Below are 16,914 nucleotides of genomic sequence, written 5' to 3' on the forward strand. Positions count from 1 at the left end.
GCCGGCTTGCCCGTGACTGACGCGCCCGGCAGCAGGCTGTAAGAAAAACACCGGCTCGCGCGACGAGCCGATGCGCTCCGCGCACACTGCGCGTGCGCGCCGTCCCGGCGCGCCACCATGCTTGCTGTGTTCTTCACTTTACGGAGCTCATTCATGAAGACATCCACCACCGCCATGCTCACGCTGGCCCTGAGCAGCGCCGCCGTCCTGGCGGCCGCCCCGGCCGCCCACGCCACCGACATGGAGAAATGCTACGGCGTGGCGCTCAAGGGCAAGAACGATTGCAAGGCCGGCGCCGGCACCACTTGCGCGGGCACCTCGAAGGTCGACTACCAAGGCAATGCCTGGAAGCAGGTTCCGAAAGGCACGTGCGAACAAACCAAGTCACCCACCTCCCCCACCGGCTTCGGCCAGCTGGAGGCGTTCAAGGAAGTCAAGACCGGGTCTTGAACATCCCGGCCATGCCCGCGCGCGCGTCCCGTCCGGCGCCAGGCCTGCCCGCCCGGGCAGGCCTGGGCTTCAAGCCCGAGCACTATGCCACGCTGGTCGAACAGCCGCCCGACCTCGGGTTCTTCGAGATCCACGCCGAAAACTACATGGTGCCCGGCGGGCCCGCGCACGCGCAGCTGGCGTGGCTGCGCGAGCGCTACGCCATCTCGGTGCACGGGGTCGGGCTGTCGCTGGGCGGCCACGATCCGCTCGATGCGCGCCTGCTGGCGGGACACCGCCAGCTGCAGCGCCGCTATGCGCCCGACAGCATCTCCGAACACCTGGCTTGGTCGCGCCACGATGGCCGCTATTTCAACGACCTGCTGCCCATCGTGTACGACGATGCGGCGTTGCGGCGCGTCTGCGCCCACATCGACCAATTCCAGCAATGCCTGGGCCAGCCCATCCTGCTCGAGAACCCCGCCACCTACGTGCGCTTCGAGGCCTCGCACATCGACGAGGCGCAGTTCCTGTGCGAACTGGTCGCGCGCACCGGCTGCGGACTGCTGCTGGACGTCAACAACGTGTACGTCAGCGCGGTCAACCACGGCTTCGACGCGCGCGCCTACCTGGCGCGCCTGCCGCTGGCGGCGGTGGGCGAGATCCATCTCGCCGGCCACGCCCGGCAGCGCGACGCCCATGGCCGCGCCGTGCTGATAGACAGCCATGACGCCCCCGTGGACGAAGCGGTCTGGGATCTGTACGAATACACCCTGGCCCTGACCGGACCGGTGGCCACGCTGCTCGAGCGCGACGGCAACATTCCGCCGCTGGCCGCACTGCTGGCCGAAACCGGCCGCGTCGCCGCCTGCCTGGCGCGCGGCCTGGCCCTGGCGGCCTGATCCCGGCGGCGCGCATGCATCCCCAGGCCGCCTTCGCCCGTGCCCTGCTGGACCCGCTGGCGCCCTGCCCGCCCGGGCTGCGCCGCGCCGGCGACGCCGACCCGGCGCAACGCTACGCCATCTACCGCAACAATGTCGTGGCCTCGCTGATCCAGGCGCTGGCCGACACCTTCCCGGTTTGCCGGGAACTGGTCGGACCGGACTTCTTCCACGCCATGGCGCACGCCTATGTGGCGCGGCGGCTGCCGCGCAGCCCCGTGCTGGCCCGCTACGGCGGCGCGTTCGCCGCCTTCGTGGCCGCCCATGCGCCGGCCGCCGGCGTGCCCTACCTGGCCGACATGGCGCGGCTGGAATACCTGCGGGTGCGGGCCTATTGCGCCGCGGACGCCGTCGCGCTGGACGCGGCGGCGGCCGGCGCGCGCATCGCCGCCCTGAGCAAGCCCGCCAGCGCGCGGCTGCGGCTGCATCCGGCGGCGCGCGCGCTGGTCTCGCCCTACGCCATCCATGCGCTATGGGCGGCCCACCAGGGCGCGCTCGACATCGCCGAGGTCGACCCGTATGCCGCGCAGGGCGCGCTGGTGCTGCGCGACCCCGCCGAAGCGGTGCTCGCGATCCCGCTGGCGGCCAGCGCCGCCGCCTTCGTGCGCGCCCTGCGCGCCGGCCTGCCGCTGAGCGCCGCGCACAGCCAGGCCGCCGATCCCGGCCTGGCGCTGGACCATCTCCTGGCGCTGCTGATCCGTCACGGCGCCGTCATCTCCATCGAGGAATAAGCCATGTCCCGTTTCGCCTGCCGCCTGCACGCCCATGCCATCCGCTGCTTCGAGCGGATCCCGCACTGCCTGATCGCCCTGCTGGGACGCTGCTCGATCGCCGCCACCTTCTGGCTGTCGGGCCAGACCAAGGTCGAAGGATTCGCCGTCAACGCACTGGCCGGCGAATTCGACCTGGGCTGGCCCATGCTGAGCGAATCGGCCATCAGCCTGTTTCGCGACGAATACCAGGTGCCGCTGCTGCCTCCCGAACTGGCCGCGTTGCTGGCGGCCAGCGTCGAGCACATCCTGCCCGTCCTGCTGATCCTGGGGCTGGCCACGCGCTGGTCGGCGCTTGGGCTGTTGCTGATGACCCTGGTCATCCAGGTATTCGTGTATCCGGACGCCTACGCCACGCATGGCGTATGGGCCACGGTGCTGTTGTACCTGGTCGCGCGCGGCCCCGGCTGCGTCTCGCTGGACGCCTGGCTGGCGCGCCGGCGCGCGCGGCGCCAAGGCTGAGGCCGCCGGGGCCCGCGGCGGCCGGGCCTGCTCAGGCCGCGCCGACCCGCGCGCCGGCGCCTGCCCTGGGCGAGAACGCCAGCGACACCAGCAGGCCCAGCACCAGCCCGGCCGCCGCCAGGTAGAAGGCATGCTGCGCGCCCGCGGCCAGGCCTGCGCGCAGCGCATCGCCGTGCAGCCCGCCGATGCCGCGGTTGGCGTAGGCCACCAGCACGGCAATACCGATGGCGTTGCCGACGTTCAGCGTCGTCGACGCCATGCCCGAGGCTATGCCTTGCTCGTGGTGCGCCACGCCGGAAGCCGCGACGATCCACATCGTGGTCCAGACAATGCCCTGCCCGATGCCAGAGACGACCAGGCCGGGCAGGATGAGCGCATAGGGTGCGCCGACGAAAGCGGCGCTCGCCAGCGCCAGCGTGCCGGCGATGCCGGTCACGAAGCCCGCGACCAGCGTACTGCGCGCGGACAGCCGGTTGGCCAGACGCGCCCCGAGCTGCGTGCCGAAGAAGATCGCCAGCGACGGCACGATGAAGGCCAGCCCGGTCTGCAAGGCGCTGTAGCCCTGCACGTTCTGGAACAGCAGCGTCAGGAAGTACGGCAACGCGCCAAAGGTGCCCATGAATATGAACGTGAGGATCATGCCCACCACCAGGCTGCCGTTGCCGAACAGCCGCATCGGCATCAAGGGGTCGCGGCTGCGCGACTCGATCACCGCGAAGGCCAGCAGGAACACGGCGGCCAGCGCGAGCGACGCGAAGATGGGCGTGGCCAGCCAGCCGTCCTCCGGCCCCTGCACCAGGGCATAGACCAGCAGCGTGGCCCCCGCCGTCGCCGTCAGCGCGCCCGGCATGTCGAAGCTGCGGCGCGCGGCGCGCGGGGCGTCCTTGGGAATCACCAGGAACCCCGCCACGATGGCGATGCCGGCCAGCAGGACGTTGACGAAGAACACCGACGGCCAGCCATAGGCGCTGGTCAGCACGCCGCCGGCCAGCGAACCCAGCGTCAGGCCGCTGGCGCCGGCGCCGCCCCAGATCGCCAGCGCGCGGTTGCGCGGCGGGCCTTCCTCGAACAGGCGGTTGATCAACGACAGCGTGGACGGAAACAGCAGCGCGGCGCCGATGCCTTGCACCGCGCGCGCGATCACGATGACCGCCGGGTTCCAGGCCAGCCCGCCGACCAGCGACGACAACGCGTACAGCCACAGCGCGCCGATGAACATGCGCCGCTGGCCCAGCAGGTCGACGGCGCGCCCGCCCAGCAGCAGGAAGCCGCCGCAGAACACCGTATAGGCGCTGACCACCCATTGCAGGGTCTGTTCGGAAAAGCCCAGGCCCGCGCCGATCTCCGGCAGGGCCACGAACACGATGTTGATATCCAGGGAGTAGATGAGCTGCGCGAAGGCGAGCAGCGCCAGGCTCCAGCCCAGCGAACGGTGGGCGCGCGCGGCGGAAAGGGAAGGCATGCGATTCTCCAGGTAGAGTTCGATAGTACGAAAACATACGTACTATAATAGTACGAGGACAATCGAACAATTAAAATCTGCGCAACCCCCTGGACCGTGTTGGTTTGTAGATACGCGTACTATGGAATAGACTGCCAGGATGCTTCCCAACCACCCTGAACGCGGGCAAATCCGCCTGGAAAACGTGCTGAACGCGCTCGGCAACCCGCTGCGCCTGACCGTGGTGCGCGCGCTGGCGGCCGGCGGGGAATGCTCATGCAGCGCCGTGCTGCAAGGCATCCCCAAATCGACGCTGACCCATCACTGGCGCGTGCTGCGCGACAGCGGAGTCATCTGGCAGCGGCCCAATGGACGGGAGAACCTGTTGTCGCTGCGCCGCGACGATCTGGACGCGCGCTTTCCCGGGCTGCTCGACACGCTGCTGGGCGCCGTGCACCACGATGCGCTGACCGAGGAAACCACGGCCAGGAACCTGGCGCCACGCTGAGCCGGCAACCCGGCCGCCCGGGCCACCCCACAAACGACAACCCCCCGGGCAAGCCCGGGGGGTTGTCGGCGAACCAAGGCCGGCGCCATGGCGCCGGCCTGCGCATCGATGCCCGGATCAGCCCGGCATGGGATGCATCATGTTGGCGTTCATGTTGTGCAGCACCCACACCGACCCGCCGACGATGATGGCGATGATCAGGATGGTGAACACGAAGGTGGTCACGTTGTCGCGCTGCTTCTTCGAGCCGCCCATGTGCAGGAAGAACACCAGCTGCACCAGCAGCTGGGCCACGCACAGGACGACCACGCCGGCCAGCGCGATGCCGCGCGGCACGGTGCCGGCCATCACCAGGCCGAACGAACCGAAGGTCAGGACCAGCGAGATCGCGAAGCCGATCAGGTAGGACTTCAGGCTGCCGTGATCGGCGTGGCCGTGGTCCTCGGAGGTAACCGCGTGCGACATCAGAGGGCTCCCAGCAGGTAGACAAAGGTGAAAACGCAGATCCAGACGATGTCCAGGAAGTGCCAGAACAGGCTCAGGCAGGACAGGCGACGCGTGGTGATCGGGTCGATGCCATAGCGGCTGAGCATGTGGATCATCACCAGGATCCAGATCAGGCCGAACGTGACGTGCAGGCCGTGCGTGCCGATCAGCGTGAAGAACGCCGACAGGTAGGCGCTGGTCTGCGGACCGGCGCCGATGCTCAGCAGGTGATGGAACTCGTACACCTCCATGACGATGAACCCCGCCCCGAACAGGAACGTGACCCACAGCCAGGCGATGACCTTGCCCTTGCTGCCTGCGTGCAGGTTGAGCATGGCCATGCCGAAGGTGAAGCTGCTGACCAGCAGCAGCATGGTCTCGCCCAGCACGAACGAGAGATCGAACAGGTCCTTGCCGGTGGGCCCGCCAGCGGTGGCGCTGGAGAGCACGGCGAACGTCGCGAACAGTACCGAAAAGATCAGCAAGTCGCTCATCAGGTAGATCCAGAAACCGAGGACGGTCTTGGATCCATCGTCGTGGTGACCGTGATGGTCACCGGCGTGAGGATGGGTAGCTACGGCGTTGGTCATGGTTCAGGCAGCCTTCTGCTGCAACTTTCCGAAGTAAGCGTTTTCGATCTCTTCAACTTCCTTGGCGGGCACGTAGTAATCGACGTCGCGATCATACGAACGCACCACGAAGGACACGATCATGCCCAGGAAGCCGACGATGGCCAGCCACCACATGTGCCAGATCAGGCCGAAGGACATCGCCAGGCCGAAGGCGCCGATGTAGATGCCCGCGGCGGTGTTGCGCGGCATGTGCACGTCTTCGTACTTGGCCGGACGCTGGTAGGCGCGGCCGTTTTCCTTGTCTTCCCAGAACTGGTCGAGCGAGTCGATGTGCGGCACGTGGGCGAAGTTGTAGAACGGCGGCGGCGAGGAAGTGGACCACTCCAGCGTGCGGCCGCCCCACGGGTCGCCCGTGACGTCCATGTTTTCCTTGCGGTCGCGGATGCTGACGAACACCTGCTGCAGCAGGAAGAAGATGCCCAGCATGATCAGGGTCGCGCCCACCAGCGCCACCAGCAGGTAGGGCTGCCACTCGGGGTTGTCGTAGGTGTTCAGGCGACGGGTCATGCCCTTGAAGCCCAGCAGGTACATCGGCGTGAAGGTCAGGAAGAAGCCGACGAACCAGCACCAGAACGAGTACTTGCCCAGGCGTTCGTTCAGCTTGAAGCCGAAGGCCTTGGGGAACCAGTACACCATGCCGGCGATGCACCCGAACACCACGCCACCGATGATGGTGTTGTGGAAGTGCGCAACCAGGAACAGGCTGTTGTGCAGCACGAACGACACGGCGGGGATGGCCATCAGCACGCCGGTCATGCCGCCGATGACGAAGATGATCATGAAACCGATGGTCCACAGCATGGGCAGCGAGAACTCCACCCGGCCGCGGTACATGGTGAACAGCCAGTTGAACACCTTCGCACCCGTCGGGATGGAGATGATCATGGTCATGATGCCGAAGAACGCGTTGACGTTGGCGCCCGCGCCCATGGTGAAGAAGTGGTGCAGCCAGACCAGGAACGAGAGCACGCCGATCGAGGCGGTCGCGTAGACCATGGACTTGTAGCCGAACAGGGTCTTCTTCGAATAGGTGGCGACGATTTCCGAGAACACGCCGAAACACGGCAGGACCAGGATGTACACCTCGGGGTGGCCCCAGATCCAGATCAGGTTGACATACATCATCACGTTGCCGCCGAGGTCATTCGTGAAGAAGTGCATGTCCAGGTAGCGGTCCAGCGTCAGCAGGGCCAGCGTGGCGGCCAGCACCGGGAAGGCGGCCACGATCAGGATGTTGGTGACCAGCGCCGTCCAGGTGAACACCGGCATCTTCATCAGCGCCATGCCGGGCGCGCGCATCTTCATGATGGTGACGATGAAGTTGATGCCGCTCAGCGTGGTGCCCAGACCTGATAGCTGCAAGGCCCAGAGATAGTAGTCGACCCCTACCCCCGGACTGTAGTCCAGCCCCGAAAGCGGCGGGTACGCCAGCCAGCCGGTCGCGGCGAACTCGCCCACGAACAGCGACAGCATCAGCAGCACCACGCCGACCATGAACAGCCAGAAGCTGAGCGAGTTCAGGAACGGGTAGGCCACGTCGCGCGCGCCGATCTGCAGCGGCACGACGATGTTCATCAGGCCCGTGATGAAAGGCATCGCCATGAAGAAGATCATGATGACGCCGTGGGCGGTGAAGATCTGGTCGTAGTGATGCGGCGGCAGGAAGCCGGCCGAGTCGGCCGAGGCGACGGCCTGCTGCGTGCGCATCATGATGGCGTCGGCGAAGCCGCGCAGCAGCATCACCAGGGCCACGATGATGTACATGATGCCGATCTTCTTGTGATCGACCGAGGTAAACCATTCGGTCCACAGGTATTTCCACTTACCGAAGTAAGTGACCGCCCCCAGCAGGGTGGCGCCCCCCAGGATGACGACGACCATCGTGCCCATGATGATGGGATCATGGAACGGAATGGCCTCTAGTGAGAGTTTCCCGAACATCAATTACTCCGCGGTAGCGATCAGATTCTTGGTCGCGGGCGTGCAGTTGAACGGGTCAACGCCGGCCAGCTTACTCATCTGGTTATGCATAATGAAATCGAACATGCCCGTGGGCGCGGTCGAGTACAGGGTCACCGGCGTGCGCTCGCTCGGCCTGGCCAGATCGGCGTAGGCCTGGGGCGTCAGCGGGTTGTTGGTGGCGCGGATCCTGGCGATCCAGTCCTCGAAGCCCTGGTCCGTCGTGGCGATGGCCTTGAAGCGCATGCCCGAGAAGCCGGCGCCGCTGTAGTTGGCCGACAGGCCGTCGTAGCTGCCGGCTTCGCGCGCGATCAGGTGCAGCTTGGTCTCCATGCCGGCCATCGAGTAGATCTGGCTGCCCAGCTGGGGGATGAAGAACGAGTTCATCACCGAGGCGGAGGTGATGCGGAACTGCACCGGCGCGTCGACCGGGAAGACGATCTCGTTGACCGTGGCGATGTCGTAGTCGGGGTAGATGAACAGCCACTTCCAGTCCAGCGACACCACGTCGATGTTGACCGGCTTGACGTCCGACTCGATCGGGCGGTAGGGGTCGAGCGCGTGCGAGGACTTCCAGGTCAGCACGGCCAGGATGGCCACGATGATGCACGGCACCGTCCAGACCACCGCCTCGATGGCGTTGGAGTGCGACCACTTGGGCGCGTATTCCCGCTGCGCGTGCACGCTGCCCTCGCGATATTTCCAGACGAAGTACAGCGTCATCAGGATGACCGGCACCACGACGATCAGCATCAGCCCGAGGGCGGTGAGAATGAGCGTCTTTTCCTGGGCGCCGATGTCTCCCTTGGGAGACAGGACTTCCAGGGTGCAGCCGCCAAGCAGGAGGACCGCGCCGACGCCGAGCGTGCGCGCGATGGTCGCAAGGTGGGGGTGTTTCACGTACAGCCTTCTACGATGTGGGAAAGAGGTGCTGCGCAGCAGCAAACCTTCCTATGTTAGGCAGTACGTGGAGCGATGGGATGCGACAGAAAGTCGCACAGCCGGGGGCTGGATGCACCATTGCAGTGCACAAACAGTACAGCTGGCCCTGCCGGGACGGGGAGCAGCCGGCCCCGCCAAGTGCGACAAAATGTCGCACCACTTGATTTCAATCAAGCTGCGCTTCGCGCTCCGGGCCGGGCTTCTTGGCCAGCTTGCGTTGCAGCGAGCGGCGATGCATGCCCAGCAGGCGCGCGGCGGCCGATACATTGCCGCCGGTTTCGGACAGCGCCTGCTGGATGTGTTCCCATTCTAGGCGGTGCAACGGCGTCATGGTGGACTCAATCGTAACGCTTTCTGCCTTCAGCAGGCCCAGCGTGCGCAGGATCATGGGCGCGGTGGCGGGCTTGGGCAGGTAATCGTCGGCGCCGCGCTTGATGGCCTCGACCGCCGTGGCCACGCTGGCGTAGCCGGTGACCAGCAGGATCCGCATGTCGGCCCGCAGCGCGCGCAGCGGGCGGATCAGCGTCAGGCCGGAGTCTTCCTCGCCCAGCCGCAGGTCCACCAGCGCGAAGGAAGGCCGGATGTCCTCGGCCACGCGCAGCGCCTCGGCGATGCTGGCCGCGGTGCGGGTTTCGAGGCCCTGGCGCGCCAGGCTGCGCTGCAAGGTACGCAGGTACAGCTCGTCGTCGTCGATCAGCAGTCCCGGTTCGGATAGATTCATGGCTTCGCGGATGCCCGGCCCAGGCCGAGCGGTAAAGTAAAACGGATGCGCGCCCCGCCGCCTTCGGCCGCGGTCATGGTCATGGCGCCGCCCAGCTGCTCGACGGTGGCGTGCGACAGCGCCAGCCCCACGCCCAGCCCGCCGGGCTTGCCGCTGTTGAACAGGCTGGTGGCCGGCAGCAGCGTATGGCTGGGGTCGAAACCCGCGCCGTGGTCGCTGACCTCGCCGGTCAGCACGCCGTCGCGGTAGTCCAGCCGCAGGTCCACGCGCGGCTCGCCGGCCGCCTCGCCCGCATCGGCGGCGTTGTTCAACAACGCCTGCAGCAGATGCGCGATGGCGGGATCGACCCGCAGGCTGGCGGGCAGCGAACCGGTGCGATGCAGGTCCACCGTGGGCCGCACCAGCCGCCACTGCCCCACCACGCGCACCAGATCGACCTCGGTTGGGACCGCCAGATTGCGGATACGTTCCCGGCACAGGGTCAATAATTGCTGCAGCGTGTCGACATCGTTGCGCAGGTCCACCGTGCTGGCCTGGGCGGCGATCTCGTCGGCCAGCAGCGTCATGGTCGCCAGCGGCGTATTCAGTTCGTGCGCCATGGCCGCGGCGTGGGTGGCCAGCGCCACGATCCCTTCGTTGCGGGTGAAGCGTTCGCGCAGCGCGGCCAGTTCGCGCTCGCGCGCGCGCATGTCGGCGGCCAGGCGGGTCGAGAAATACAGCACCACGCCGATCGAGATCACGAAGTTGAACGCTAGCCCGCCCAGCAGCAGCGTGTAGGTATCCTCGTGGCGCAGCGGCTGGCCGAAAATCGCCGCCAGCGTGTAGCCCGCCAGGCTGGCCAGGCCGGTGGCCAGGGCCCAGTTGCTGGGCAGGGCCAGCGCCGCCAGCGCGGTCAGGATCAGGAACATCAGGCCGAACGGGTTGGTGATCCCGCCGCTCCAGCCCACCATCCAGGCCAGCACGCCGATGTCCACCAGCAGATGCGCAAAGGCCGTGACATAGGACACGTCCGAGAGGCGCCGCAGCCGCCAGCTGGCATAGAGGTTGAACACCACCAGGACCAGCACGCCCAGCCACAGCGGCCGCAGCGGCAGGTCCAGCTCGAGCACGCTGCTGACCGCCACGATGGTGACCGCCTGGCCAGCAATGGCCAGCCAGCGCAGACTGCACAGCGTGCGCAGGAAGGAAAGGGCGGAACTACCGGACATATCAAGACGACGGAGGGAGCGCGGATCGCAGCGATCCGCGGCAGCGGTTTCCCGGGCGGCGGCAGCCGTGGCCCGGGATGGGCGCGCAGGCCTGCAAGGCGGCGCGTCGAGGGCGTCCCGGCGAGGACGGCGCCTATTGTAGTGTGATCCGCGCGGCCTCGCCGGCGGCCATGCGTCCCTGTTACCGGCGAGCGTCAGGCCGGCTTGCGGGCGATCACGGTGGGAAACAGCCGCGCCCGGTCGTCCTCGAAGCGCAGGTCGGTGAAGCCCGCCTCCTCGAGCTGGGCGCGCGTCTGGGCGTGGGTGCGCAGGGCGTTCCAGCGCGGCTGGATCAGGCGCGTGAACACCAGCTGCTGCAGTTGCAGATCGTGCGGGTCGATGGCCTGCATGTCCCACGGAGAGTCGGGCGACAGCGCCGGCGGCGGGGTCAGGAAGCTGGTGACCAGCGCCCCGCCCGGCTTGAGGGCCTGCCAGAAACGGCGGTAGAGCTCGGTGACGCGCGCGTCGTCGGGCTCGTAGATGTTCAGGCCGTTGCTGGTCAGCAGGTCGTAGCCCTCGCGCGTATCCAGCTTCCAGGCATCCTGGCGATGCAGGGTGATCTGCCCGGCCAGCGCATGCCCGGCCGCCAGGCGCGTTGCGCCGTCCAGGGCCTCGGGATCGTAGTCGATGCCGACCAGTTGCACGCCGGGGCAGGCGCTGTAGTCCAGCGCCAGCAATTCGCTCATCCAGCCGCACGGCACCGACGCCACCACGCAACCCGGGCGGAGATGGCGCTGCAGCGCCCGCCGGAAATGGCCATGGCGCTCGCGCGTGGCCAGCACCGCCGGCAGGCGCTCGTAGAACACGCGCTCGAGCGGGGCGAGCGCGCCGCTGCCGGGCTGGTGGGTGACCAGGCGATGGGTCCATTCGGCGTTCAGGCCGCGGTACAGCAACAGGAAGCGGCCCAGCTCGGACTCGGCCAGCCCATGCAGCAGTTCGATCTGGCGCGCCACATCGAAACCGGGCACGTTGCCTTGCAGGAGGATGCGCTGGCGGGCCTGGCGCACCATGCCGGCCAGATCGGCCGACGCCGCGCGATGGGAAATGAGAGGGGATGGGGACATGGCTGGCCGGATAAAAAAAACCGGCGGATGAACGCCGGCAGAGGTTGCTACGAAGGCAAGCCAGAGTAACTCGCAGATGTCCGCGCCAGCGTCAGGTATTTGCTCCACGTAAAGCAGGAAATGTCGGAGAGAGGGGGCCTGTCCCCGTGGGGACAGGCCCCCCTCGTGGGGATGGCCGCTCAGCCCATGCGGCCGAACGCGCCGCGGTTGAAGTCGTCGATGGCCTGCACGATCTCGGCCTGGGTGTTCATGACGAACGGCCCATGGCCCACCACCGGCTCGTCGATGGGCTCGCCGCTCAACACCAGCAGCACCGCATCGTTGTTGGCCTCGACCTGCACGCCCGCGCCGCCGCGCTCGAGCACGGCCATCTGGGCGTCGCGCAGCACTTGCGCGCCGTTGACCAGCACCGTGCCGCGCAGCACCACCAGCGCCGCGTTGTGGCCGTCCGGCACCGGCAGCACGGCCTGCTTGCCCGCCGCCAGCCGCACATCCCACACGTTGACCGGCGTGAAGGTGCGCGCCGGCCCCGCGCCGGCTTCGCCGAACGCCCCGGCGATGACGCGTACCGTGCCGGCCTCGCCGTCGAGCGCCAGGCGCGGGATGTCGCTGTCCACGATGCTCTGGTAGGTCGGCGCGGCCATCTTGTCGCGAGCCGGCAGGTTGACCCACAGCTGCACCATTTCGAGCGGACCGCCGCGGCGCGCGAAGGCCTCGGAGTGGAACTCCTCGTGCAGGATGCCGGCGCCGGCCGTCATCCATTGCACGTCGCCGGGACCGATCACCCCGCCCTGCCCGGTCGAGTCGCGGTGCGCGACTTCGCCCTCGTACACGATGGTGACGGTCTCGAAGCCGCGGTGCGGATGCTCGCCCACGCCGCGCTGGCGGGCGGTGGCGTCGAACTGCGCCGGACCGGCATAGTCCAGCAACAGGAACGGGCTGAGCTCACGGCCCAGGCTGTGGTACGAAAACAGCGAGCGGACAGGGAAGCCGTCACCCACCCAGTGGGGACGGGGAGCGCTGTGCGTGCCGATGACTTGCTTCATGGTTTCCTCCTTGCGGGCGCCTCGCGGCGCGAGGGGTGCATGTAAGCAAGATAGGGCCGGCGGCCCGGTTCCGGTAGAGGGGGAATCACGCCCTCAGCGTCCCACCCATGGAACGGTCACGCATCCGGCGCAACCGCCGTCGCGCCCGCCTCCAGCAGGCGCACCGCGATCAGTCCGCCCTCGCCGCCCAGCGGCGTGGCGTGGATGGCGCCGGCCGCGGCGCGCCACACCACGCCGGCCCCGGCGCGCAGCAGCGCCTGGCCAGCGTCGCATTGCACGCGCCAATCGCCGCCGGCGGCAAACAGCACGCCGGCTGGCGCCGGCGCCAGCACGGCCTGGCCGTGCAGCACGCGCGCCTCGGCGCGCCAGCGGCCGCGCCGCGTCATGACATTGAAGTCGCGCGATGGTCCGCCCAGCAAGGTCGCGTCGATGGCATGTTCGCCGGCGAAGGCGAACGGGCGCAGCGCCACGTCGAGCAAGTGGTCGAGCGTGCCGTCGGCCGAGCGCATGCGCACGCCAGCGCCCTCGAGCAGGGTGATGCTGCGATCGATGCCCGGATAGGCCGAGAACGGCCCGTCCGCGCCGATATCGGCGACGCTGACGCGCCATTCGAAGCCGTCCGCGGCGGCGCCCTGGGGATGGCGCGCCACTTCGCGCGTGGCGCCGCCGCCGTTGCGCCATGGGCTGACGGGCAACTGCGCCAATTCGAAACGCTGGAACATGATGCGGTACTCGCGGGCCGCGCGGCCCGCCCTGTGCGGGAAGTCGGATTACGGCCGGCATCATACCGGCGTCGCCATGCGATATATATACACCGGCCGGCGCGGCCGCTGCGGCGTCAGCCGCGCAGCGCCGCCGCGCCTTCGCGCAGGCGGTCGCACAGGCTGCGCGCCGCCGGCCCCAGCGGCTCGTCGGCGCGGTGGCTGAGGTAGGCGCGCATCTGCACCGCGCCGTCCGGGCCGAGCTCGGCCAGCGGCAGGCGCACCAGGGTGCCTGCCCGCAGGTCGGCCTGCACCAGCCAGGCGGGCAGGCTGCCCCAGCCCACGCCGGCGCGCAGCAGCGCCAGCTTGGTGACCATGTCGCCCACCCGCCACGTGCGCGGCGACAGCACGCCGTAATCGCGGCCGCGCGTGGCGGCGGACAGATCCTCGACCACCACCTGCAGATGATCGGCCAGCTCCGTGCCGGCCTCGCCGCGCGCCAGCGGATGGCCCGGCGCGGCCACCGCCCAGGTGGTGACCGGCGCCAGGAAGCGACGCCGGATCTGGTCGTCGGGCCGCTCCAGCACGGCGACCGCCAGCGTGCAGCGGCGCGCCTTGAGCGCCTGCGCCGGCCCGCCCAGCGAGGCATATTCGACCCGCACTCCCACGCTGGGATAGCGCGCGTGCATGGCCTTGAGCGCATGCGCCACCGCGTCGGGCGGAAACAGCGTATCGACCGCCAGCGACAGGCCCAGTTCGACCCCTTCGCCCAGTTCGTGCGCATGGGCGCGCAGGGCGTCGACCTTGGCCAGGATGATGCGCACGTCGGCCAGCAGCGCCTGGCCCGCGGGCGTCAGGACCGGCTTGTAGACCGAGCGGTCGAACAAGGTGACGCGCAGCTGCGCCTCCAGGTTGGCGATGGCGTGGCTGACGGCCGATTGCACCCGATGCAGCCGCGCCGCCCCGGCGCGAAAGCTGCCGGCCTGCGCCACGGCGGCGAAGGTGCGCATCTGGTCGAGCGTGAGGTTGTCCAACATGATCTAAATATTAGATCAGCTTGGACGAAAATATCTAATTTCATGGAACATGAAAGACTGGCACAGTAGCGCCATGCCCGCCCACCGGAACCCCCCCATGTCCCGCTCGCTCGCTTCCGCCCTGCCCGCCGCGCCCGGCGCCGCCCCCGCCCGCCACGGGCGCGTGGTCGCGCTGGTGGTCGGGGCGGGCATCGTCTCGGCCATGCAGGTCGGCAAGGTGCCCGCCGCCCTGCCCGAGCTGCGCGCCGCGCTGGACGCCAGCCTGGCCCAGGCATCCTGGCTGCTGTCCGCGTTCGCCGCCATCGGCGCGGCGCTGGGCGCGGGCGTCGGCATGGCGGTCGATGCCTGGGGCGCGCGGCGCATGGCGGTGGCCGGCATGCTGGCGCAGGGCGTCGCGTCGCTGCTGGGCGCGATGGCCGGCGCGATCGGCTGGCTGCTGGCGCTGCGCGTGGCCGAAGGCATAGGTTTTCTGGCCGTGGTCGTATCGGCGCCGTCGCTCATCGTGGCCGCGACCGGCACGGCGCCGGCGCGCGCGCGGGCGCTGGCGGCCTGGAGCACCTTCATGCCGCTGGGCGTGGCCGCCGCCATGCTGAGCGCCCCCGCGCTGGAATACCTGGGCTGGTCCGGCATGTGGCGCCTCTACGGCCTGGCGCTGCTTGCCTACGCCTGCTGGCTGGCATGGGGCACGCGCGGCCTGCCGGGCAGGGCCGCGGCGCGCCGCACCACCCTGGCCGGACTGCGCGCCACCCTGGCCGCGCCCGGGCCGCGGCTGTACGCGATGCTGTTCGGCCTGTATACGGCGGCCTATTTTTCCATCTTCGGCTTCCTGCCCTCCATCCTGGCCGAACGCCTGCATGTCGCGCCCTGGGCCGCCGGGCCGCTGGCCGCGCTGGTGGTCGCCGCCTGCGTGGCCGGCAACCTGGGCGGCGGCGCGCTGCTGGCGCGCGGCGTGCCCCGCACCCGCCTGATGGCGGCCGGCTTCGTCCTGCTGGCCCTGGGCACGGCCGTGACCATGGCGCCCGGGGTGCCCGGCGCGGCCGCCTACCTGGCCTGCCTGGCCGCCTCGGCGCTGTGCGGGCTGGTGCCCACCGCCCTGCTGGCCGGCGCGCCGCAGCACGCCCCCCGGCCGGAACTCGCCGGCGCCACCATGGGCATCATCATGCAGGGCAACAACACCGGCCTGCTCGTCGGTCCGGCGGTGGCCGGCGCCATTGCCGGCGCATGGGGCTGGACCTGGGTGGCCGCCTGGGTCGGCCTGCTGGCGCTGGCCGCGCTGGGCCTGATCGCGCGGCTTGCCCGCACGCCGCGCGAGCGGGCGCCCTAACCGCGCCGCGCTTCGTCTTCGGCGGCCCAGCGGGCCAGCACCGCCGCAAGCGTGCTGTCCGGCGACTCGGACGGCGGCCGGGGCGTGGCCGGCGGCGTGCGGCCAAAGCGCGGGGCGGGCGCCGGCTGCACCACGCCATCGACCTCGACGAACGTGCCGCGCGCCTTCAGGTGCGCATGCGCCGGCGCCTCTGCGAACGACAGGACCGGCGCGAAGCAGACATCCGAACCCTCGAGCAAGGCGCACCATGCATCGCGGGTGCGGGTACGGAAGCGGCTGGCGATGGCCATCCTGGCGCGCGGCCAGGCGGCGCGGTCGTCGCGCGCGCCGACATCCTGGGCGCGCAGTTCCAGCTTCTCCAGCAATTGCGCGTAGAAGCGCGCCTCGATGGGGCCGACCGAAATCCAGGCGCCATCGGCGCACTCGTAGACATCGTAGAAAGGCGCGCCGCCATCCAGGATGTTGGTGCCGCGCGCGTCCTGCCACAGCCCCGCCGCGCACAGGCCGTAGAAGACCGTCGCCAGCGACGCCGCGCCGTCGACGATGGCGGCGTCGATGACCTGGCCCAGGCCCGAGCGGCCGCGCTCCAGCAAGGCGGCCAGCACGCCCAGCGCCAGGTACAGCGCGCCGCCTGCCATGTCGCCGGTCAAGGCCAGCGGAATCGACGGCGGCTGGCCGGCGCGCCCGATGGCGTGGATGATGCCGGTCAGCGCGACGTAATTCAGGTCGTGCCCGGCCGCCTGCGCCAGCGGCCCGGACTGCCCCCAGCCGGTCATGCGGCCGTACACCAGGCGCGGGTTGCGCGCCTGGCATGCCTGCGGCCCCAGGCCCAGCCGCTCGGCCACGCCCGGCCGGAACCCTTCGACCAGCACATCGGCGCGCGCGACCAGGTCCAGCGCCTGCTCGACCATGGCGGGCTGCTTCAAGTCGGCGGCGACCAGGCAGCGGTTGCGCATCAGGAGGTTGTAGCGCGCGGGCCGCGCCACGCCCAGTTCGACCGGCTCGGCGCGTTCGATGCGCACGACCTCGGCGCCCAGATCGGCCAGCAACATGCAGGCCATGGGCGCCGGCCCGATACCGGCCAGCTCCACGACGCGCGTTCCCTGCAATGGTCCCATGTCCCGCTCCCAAGAAAAGTGCCGCAATCGGCCGCGCCCCGCCGGCCGCCCCGCCCAACCCTGCGCATGCCCGGGTTGGCCTATAT

The 16,914-nt window shown here is 69.4% G+C and carries 18 protein-coding genes; 6 read left to right on the forward strand and 12 right to left on the reverse strand.

Annotated elements, in window-relative coordinates:
• Positions 1–153: 153 nt before the first annotated feature.
• From EL288_RS17715 to EL288_RS17730, 4 genes are read left to right on the forward strand one after another with little or no spacing between them, the layout of a single operon-like run.
• On the forward strand, positions 154–450 hold the full coding sequence (locus tag EL288_RS17715) for a BufA1 family periplasmic bufferin-type metallophore (RefSeq protein WP_033446557.1): 297 nt from the start codon (positions 154–156) through the stop codon (positions 448–450).
• 11 nt (positions 451–461) lie between these two features.
• A complete protein-coding gene (bufB, locus tag EL288_RS17720) occupies positions 462–1,331 on the forward strand; it encodes an MNIO family bufferin maturase (RefSeq protein ID WP_003809237.1) in 870 nt (289 codons plus the stop codon).
• Positions 1,332–1,345: 14 nt separating this feature from the next.
• The gene (locus EL288_RS17725) at positions 1,346–2,101 is read left to right on the forward strand and encodes an HvfC/BufC N-terminal domain-containing protein (RefSeq protein WP_010926120.1); all 756 of its coding nucleotides are present in this window, start codon (positions 1,346–1,348) and stop codon (positions 2,099–2,101) included.
• 3 nt (positions 2,102–2,104) lie between these two features.
• Entirely contained in the window at positions 2,105–2,602 is a 498-nt protein-coding gene (locus EL288_RS17730; protein ID WP_010926119.1) for a DoxX family protein, read from the forward strand.
• A gap of 31 nt (positions 2,603–2,633) precedes the next feature.
• Here the strand turns inward: EL288_RS17730 and EL288_RS17735 are convergent, their stop codons facing one another.
• Positions 2,634–4,064 (reverse strand): MFS transporter, encoded by a 1,431-nt coding sequence (locus EL288_RS17735; protein ID WP_033458758.1) that lies wholly within the window; start codon positions 4,062–4,064, stop codon positions 2,634–2,636.
• A gap of 139 nt (positions 4,065–4,203) precedes the next feature.
• Here EL288_RS17735 and EL288_RS17740 point away from each other — a divergent pair, with 139 nt between their 5' ends.
• Positions 4,204–4,551, forward strand: coding sequence for an ArsR/SmtB family transcription factor (locus tag EL288_RS17740; protein ID WP_003809223.1), 348 nt, complete (start codon positions 4,204–4,206; stop codon positions 4,549–4,551).
• A 117-nt stretch (positions 4,552–4,668) separates the two neighbouring features.
• Here the strand turns inward: EL288_RS17740 and cyoD are convergent, their stop codons facing one another.
• The 10 genes from cyoD to EL288_RS17790 all read right to left on the reverse strand — a co-directional run bounded on the left by cyoD (position 4,669) and on the right by EL288_RS17790 (position 14,359).
• Positions 4,669–5,016, reverse strand: a complete 348-nt coding sequence (gene cyoD, locus EL288_RS17745; protein WP_003809222.1) for a cytochrome o ubiquinol oxidase subunit IV — start codon at positions 5,014–5,016, stop codon at positions 4,669–4,671.
• Positions 5,016–5,627 (reverse strand): cytochrome o ubiquinol oxidase subunit III, encoded by a 612-nt coding sequence (gene cyoC / locus EL288_RS17750; protein WP_003809221.1) that lies wholly within the window; start codon positions 5,625–5,627, stop codon positions 5,016–5,018. The genes cyoD and cyoC overlap by 1 nt, the downstream gene beginning before the upstream one ends.
• Positions 5,628–5,630: 3 nt before the next feature.
• Positions 5,631–7,610, reverse strand: a complete 1,980-nt coding sequence (gene cyoB / locus EL288_RS17755) for a cytochrome o ubiquinol oxidase subunit I (RefSeq protein WP_033449110.1) — start codon at positions 7,608–7,610, stop codon at positions 5,631–5,633.
• Between the two features lie 3 nt (positions 7,611–7,613).
• Complete coding sequence (gene cyoA / locus EL288_RS17760) at positions 7,614–8,528, reverse strand: ubiquinol oxidase subunit II (RefSeq protein WP_003809219.1); 915 nt, start codon at positions 8,526–8,528, stop codon at positions 7,614–7,616.
• Between the two features lie 208 nt (positions 8,529–8,736).
• Complete coding sequence (locus tag EL288_RS17765) at positions 8,737–9,291, reverse strand: response regulator transcription factor (protein WP_003809217.1); 555 nt, start codon at positions 9,289–9,291, stop codon at positions 8,737–8,739.
• Positions 9,288–10,499, reverse strand: a complete 1,212-nt coding sequence (locus tag EL288_RS17770) for an ATP-binding protein (RefSeq protein ID WP_003809216.1) — start codon at positions 10,497–10,499, stop codon at positions 9,288–9,290. Before EL288_RS17770 ends, EL288_RS17765 begins: the two co-directional genes overlap by 4 nt.
• 194 nt (positions 10,500–10,693) lie before the next feature.
• Complete coding sequence (locus EL288_RS17775; RefSeq protein WP_003809215.1) at positions 10,694–11,602, reverse strand: SAM-dependent methyltransferase; 909 nt, start codon at positions 11,600–11,602, stop codon at positions 10,694–10,696.
• Positions 11,603–11,781: 179 nt separating this feature from the next.
• Positions 11,782–12,648, reverse strand: coding sequence for a pirin family protein (locus EL288_RS17780; protein WP_003809214.1), 867 nt, complete (start codon positions 12,646–12,648; stop codon positions 11,782–11,784).
• Positions 12,649–12,764: 116 nt separating this feature from the next.
• Complete coding sequence (locus EL288_RS17785; RefSeq protein WP_003809213.1) at positions 12,765–13,370, reverse strand: HutD/Ves family protein; 606 nt, start codon at positions 13,368–13,370, stop codon at positions 12,765–12,767.
• Between the two features lie 116 nt (positions 13,371–13,486).
• Positions 13,487–14,359, reverse strand: a complete 873-nt coding sequence (locus tag EL288_RS17790) for a LysR family transcriptional regulator (protein WP_080703041.1) — start codon at positions 14,357–14,359, stop codon at positions 13,487–13,489.
• A gap of 124 nt (positions 14,360–14,483) precedes the next feature.
• On the opposite strand from EL288_RS17790, the gene EL288_RS17795 reads away from it, so the two are divergent.
• Positions 14,484–15,710 (forward strand): MFS transporter, encoded by a 1,227-nt coding sequence (locus EL288_RS17795; protein WP_015064352.1) that lies wholly within the window; start codon positions 14,484–14,486, stop codon positions 15,708–15,710.
• Here the strand turns inward: EL288_RS17795 and EL288_RS17800 are convergent.
• Positions 15,707–16,828 (reverse strand): CaiB/BaiF CoA transferase family protein, encoded by a 1,122-nt coding sequence (locus EL288_RS17800; RefSeq protein ID WP_010926116.1) that lies wholly within the window; start codon positions 16,826–16,828, stop codon positions 15,707–15,709. The genes EL288_RS17795 and EL288_RS17800 overlap by 4 nt on opposite strands.
• Between the last annotated feature and the right edge of the window lie 86 nt (positions 16,829–16,914).

Origin of the sequence: Bordetella bronchiseptica (assembly GCF_900636925.1) — a bacterium.
GTDB lineage: Bacteria > Pseudomonadota > Gammaproteobacteria > Burkholderiales > Burkholderiaceae_B > Bordetella > Bordetella pertussis.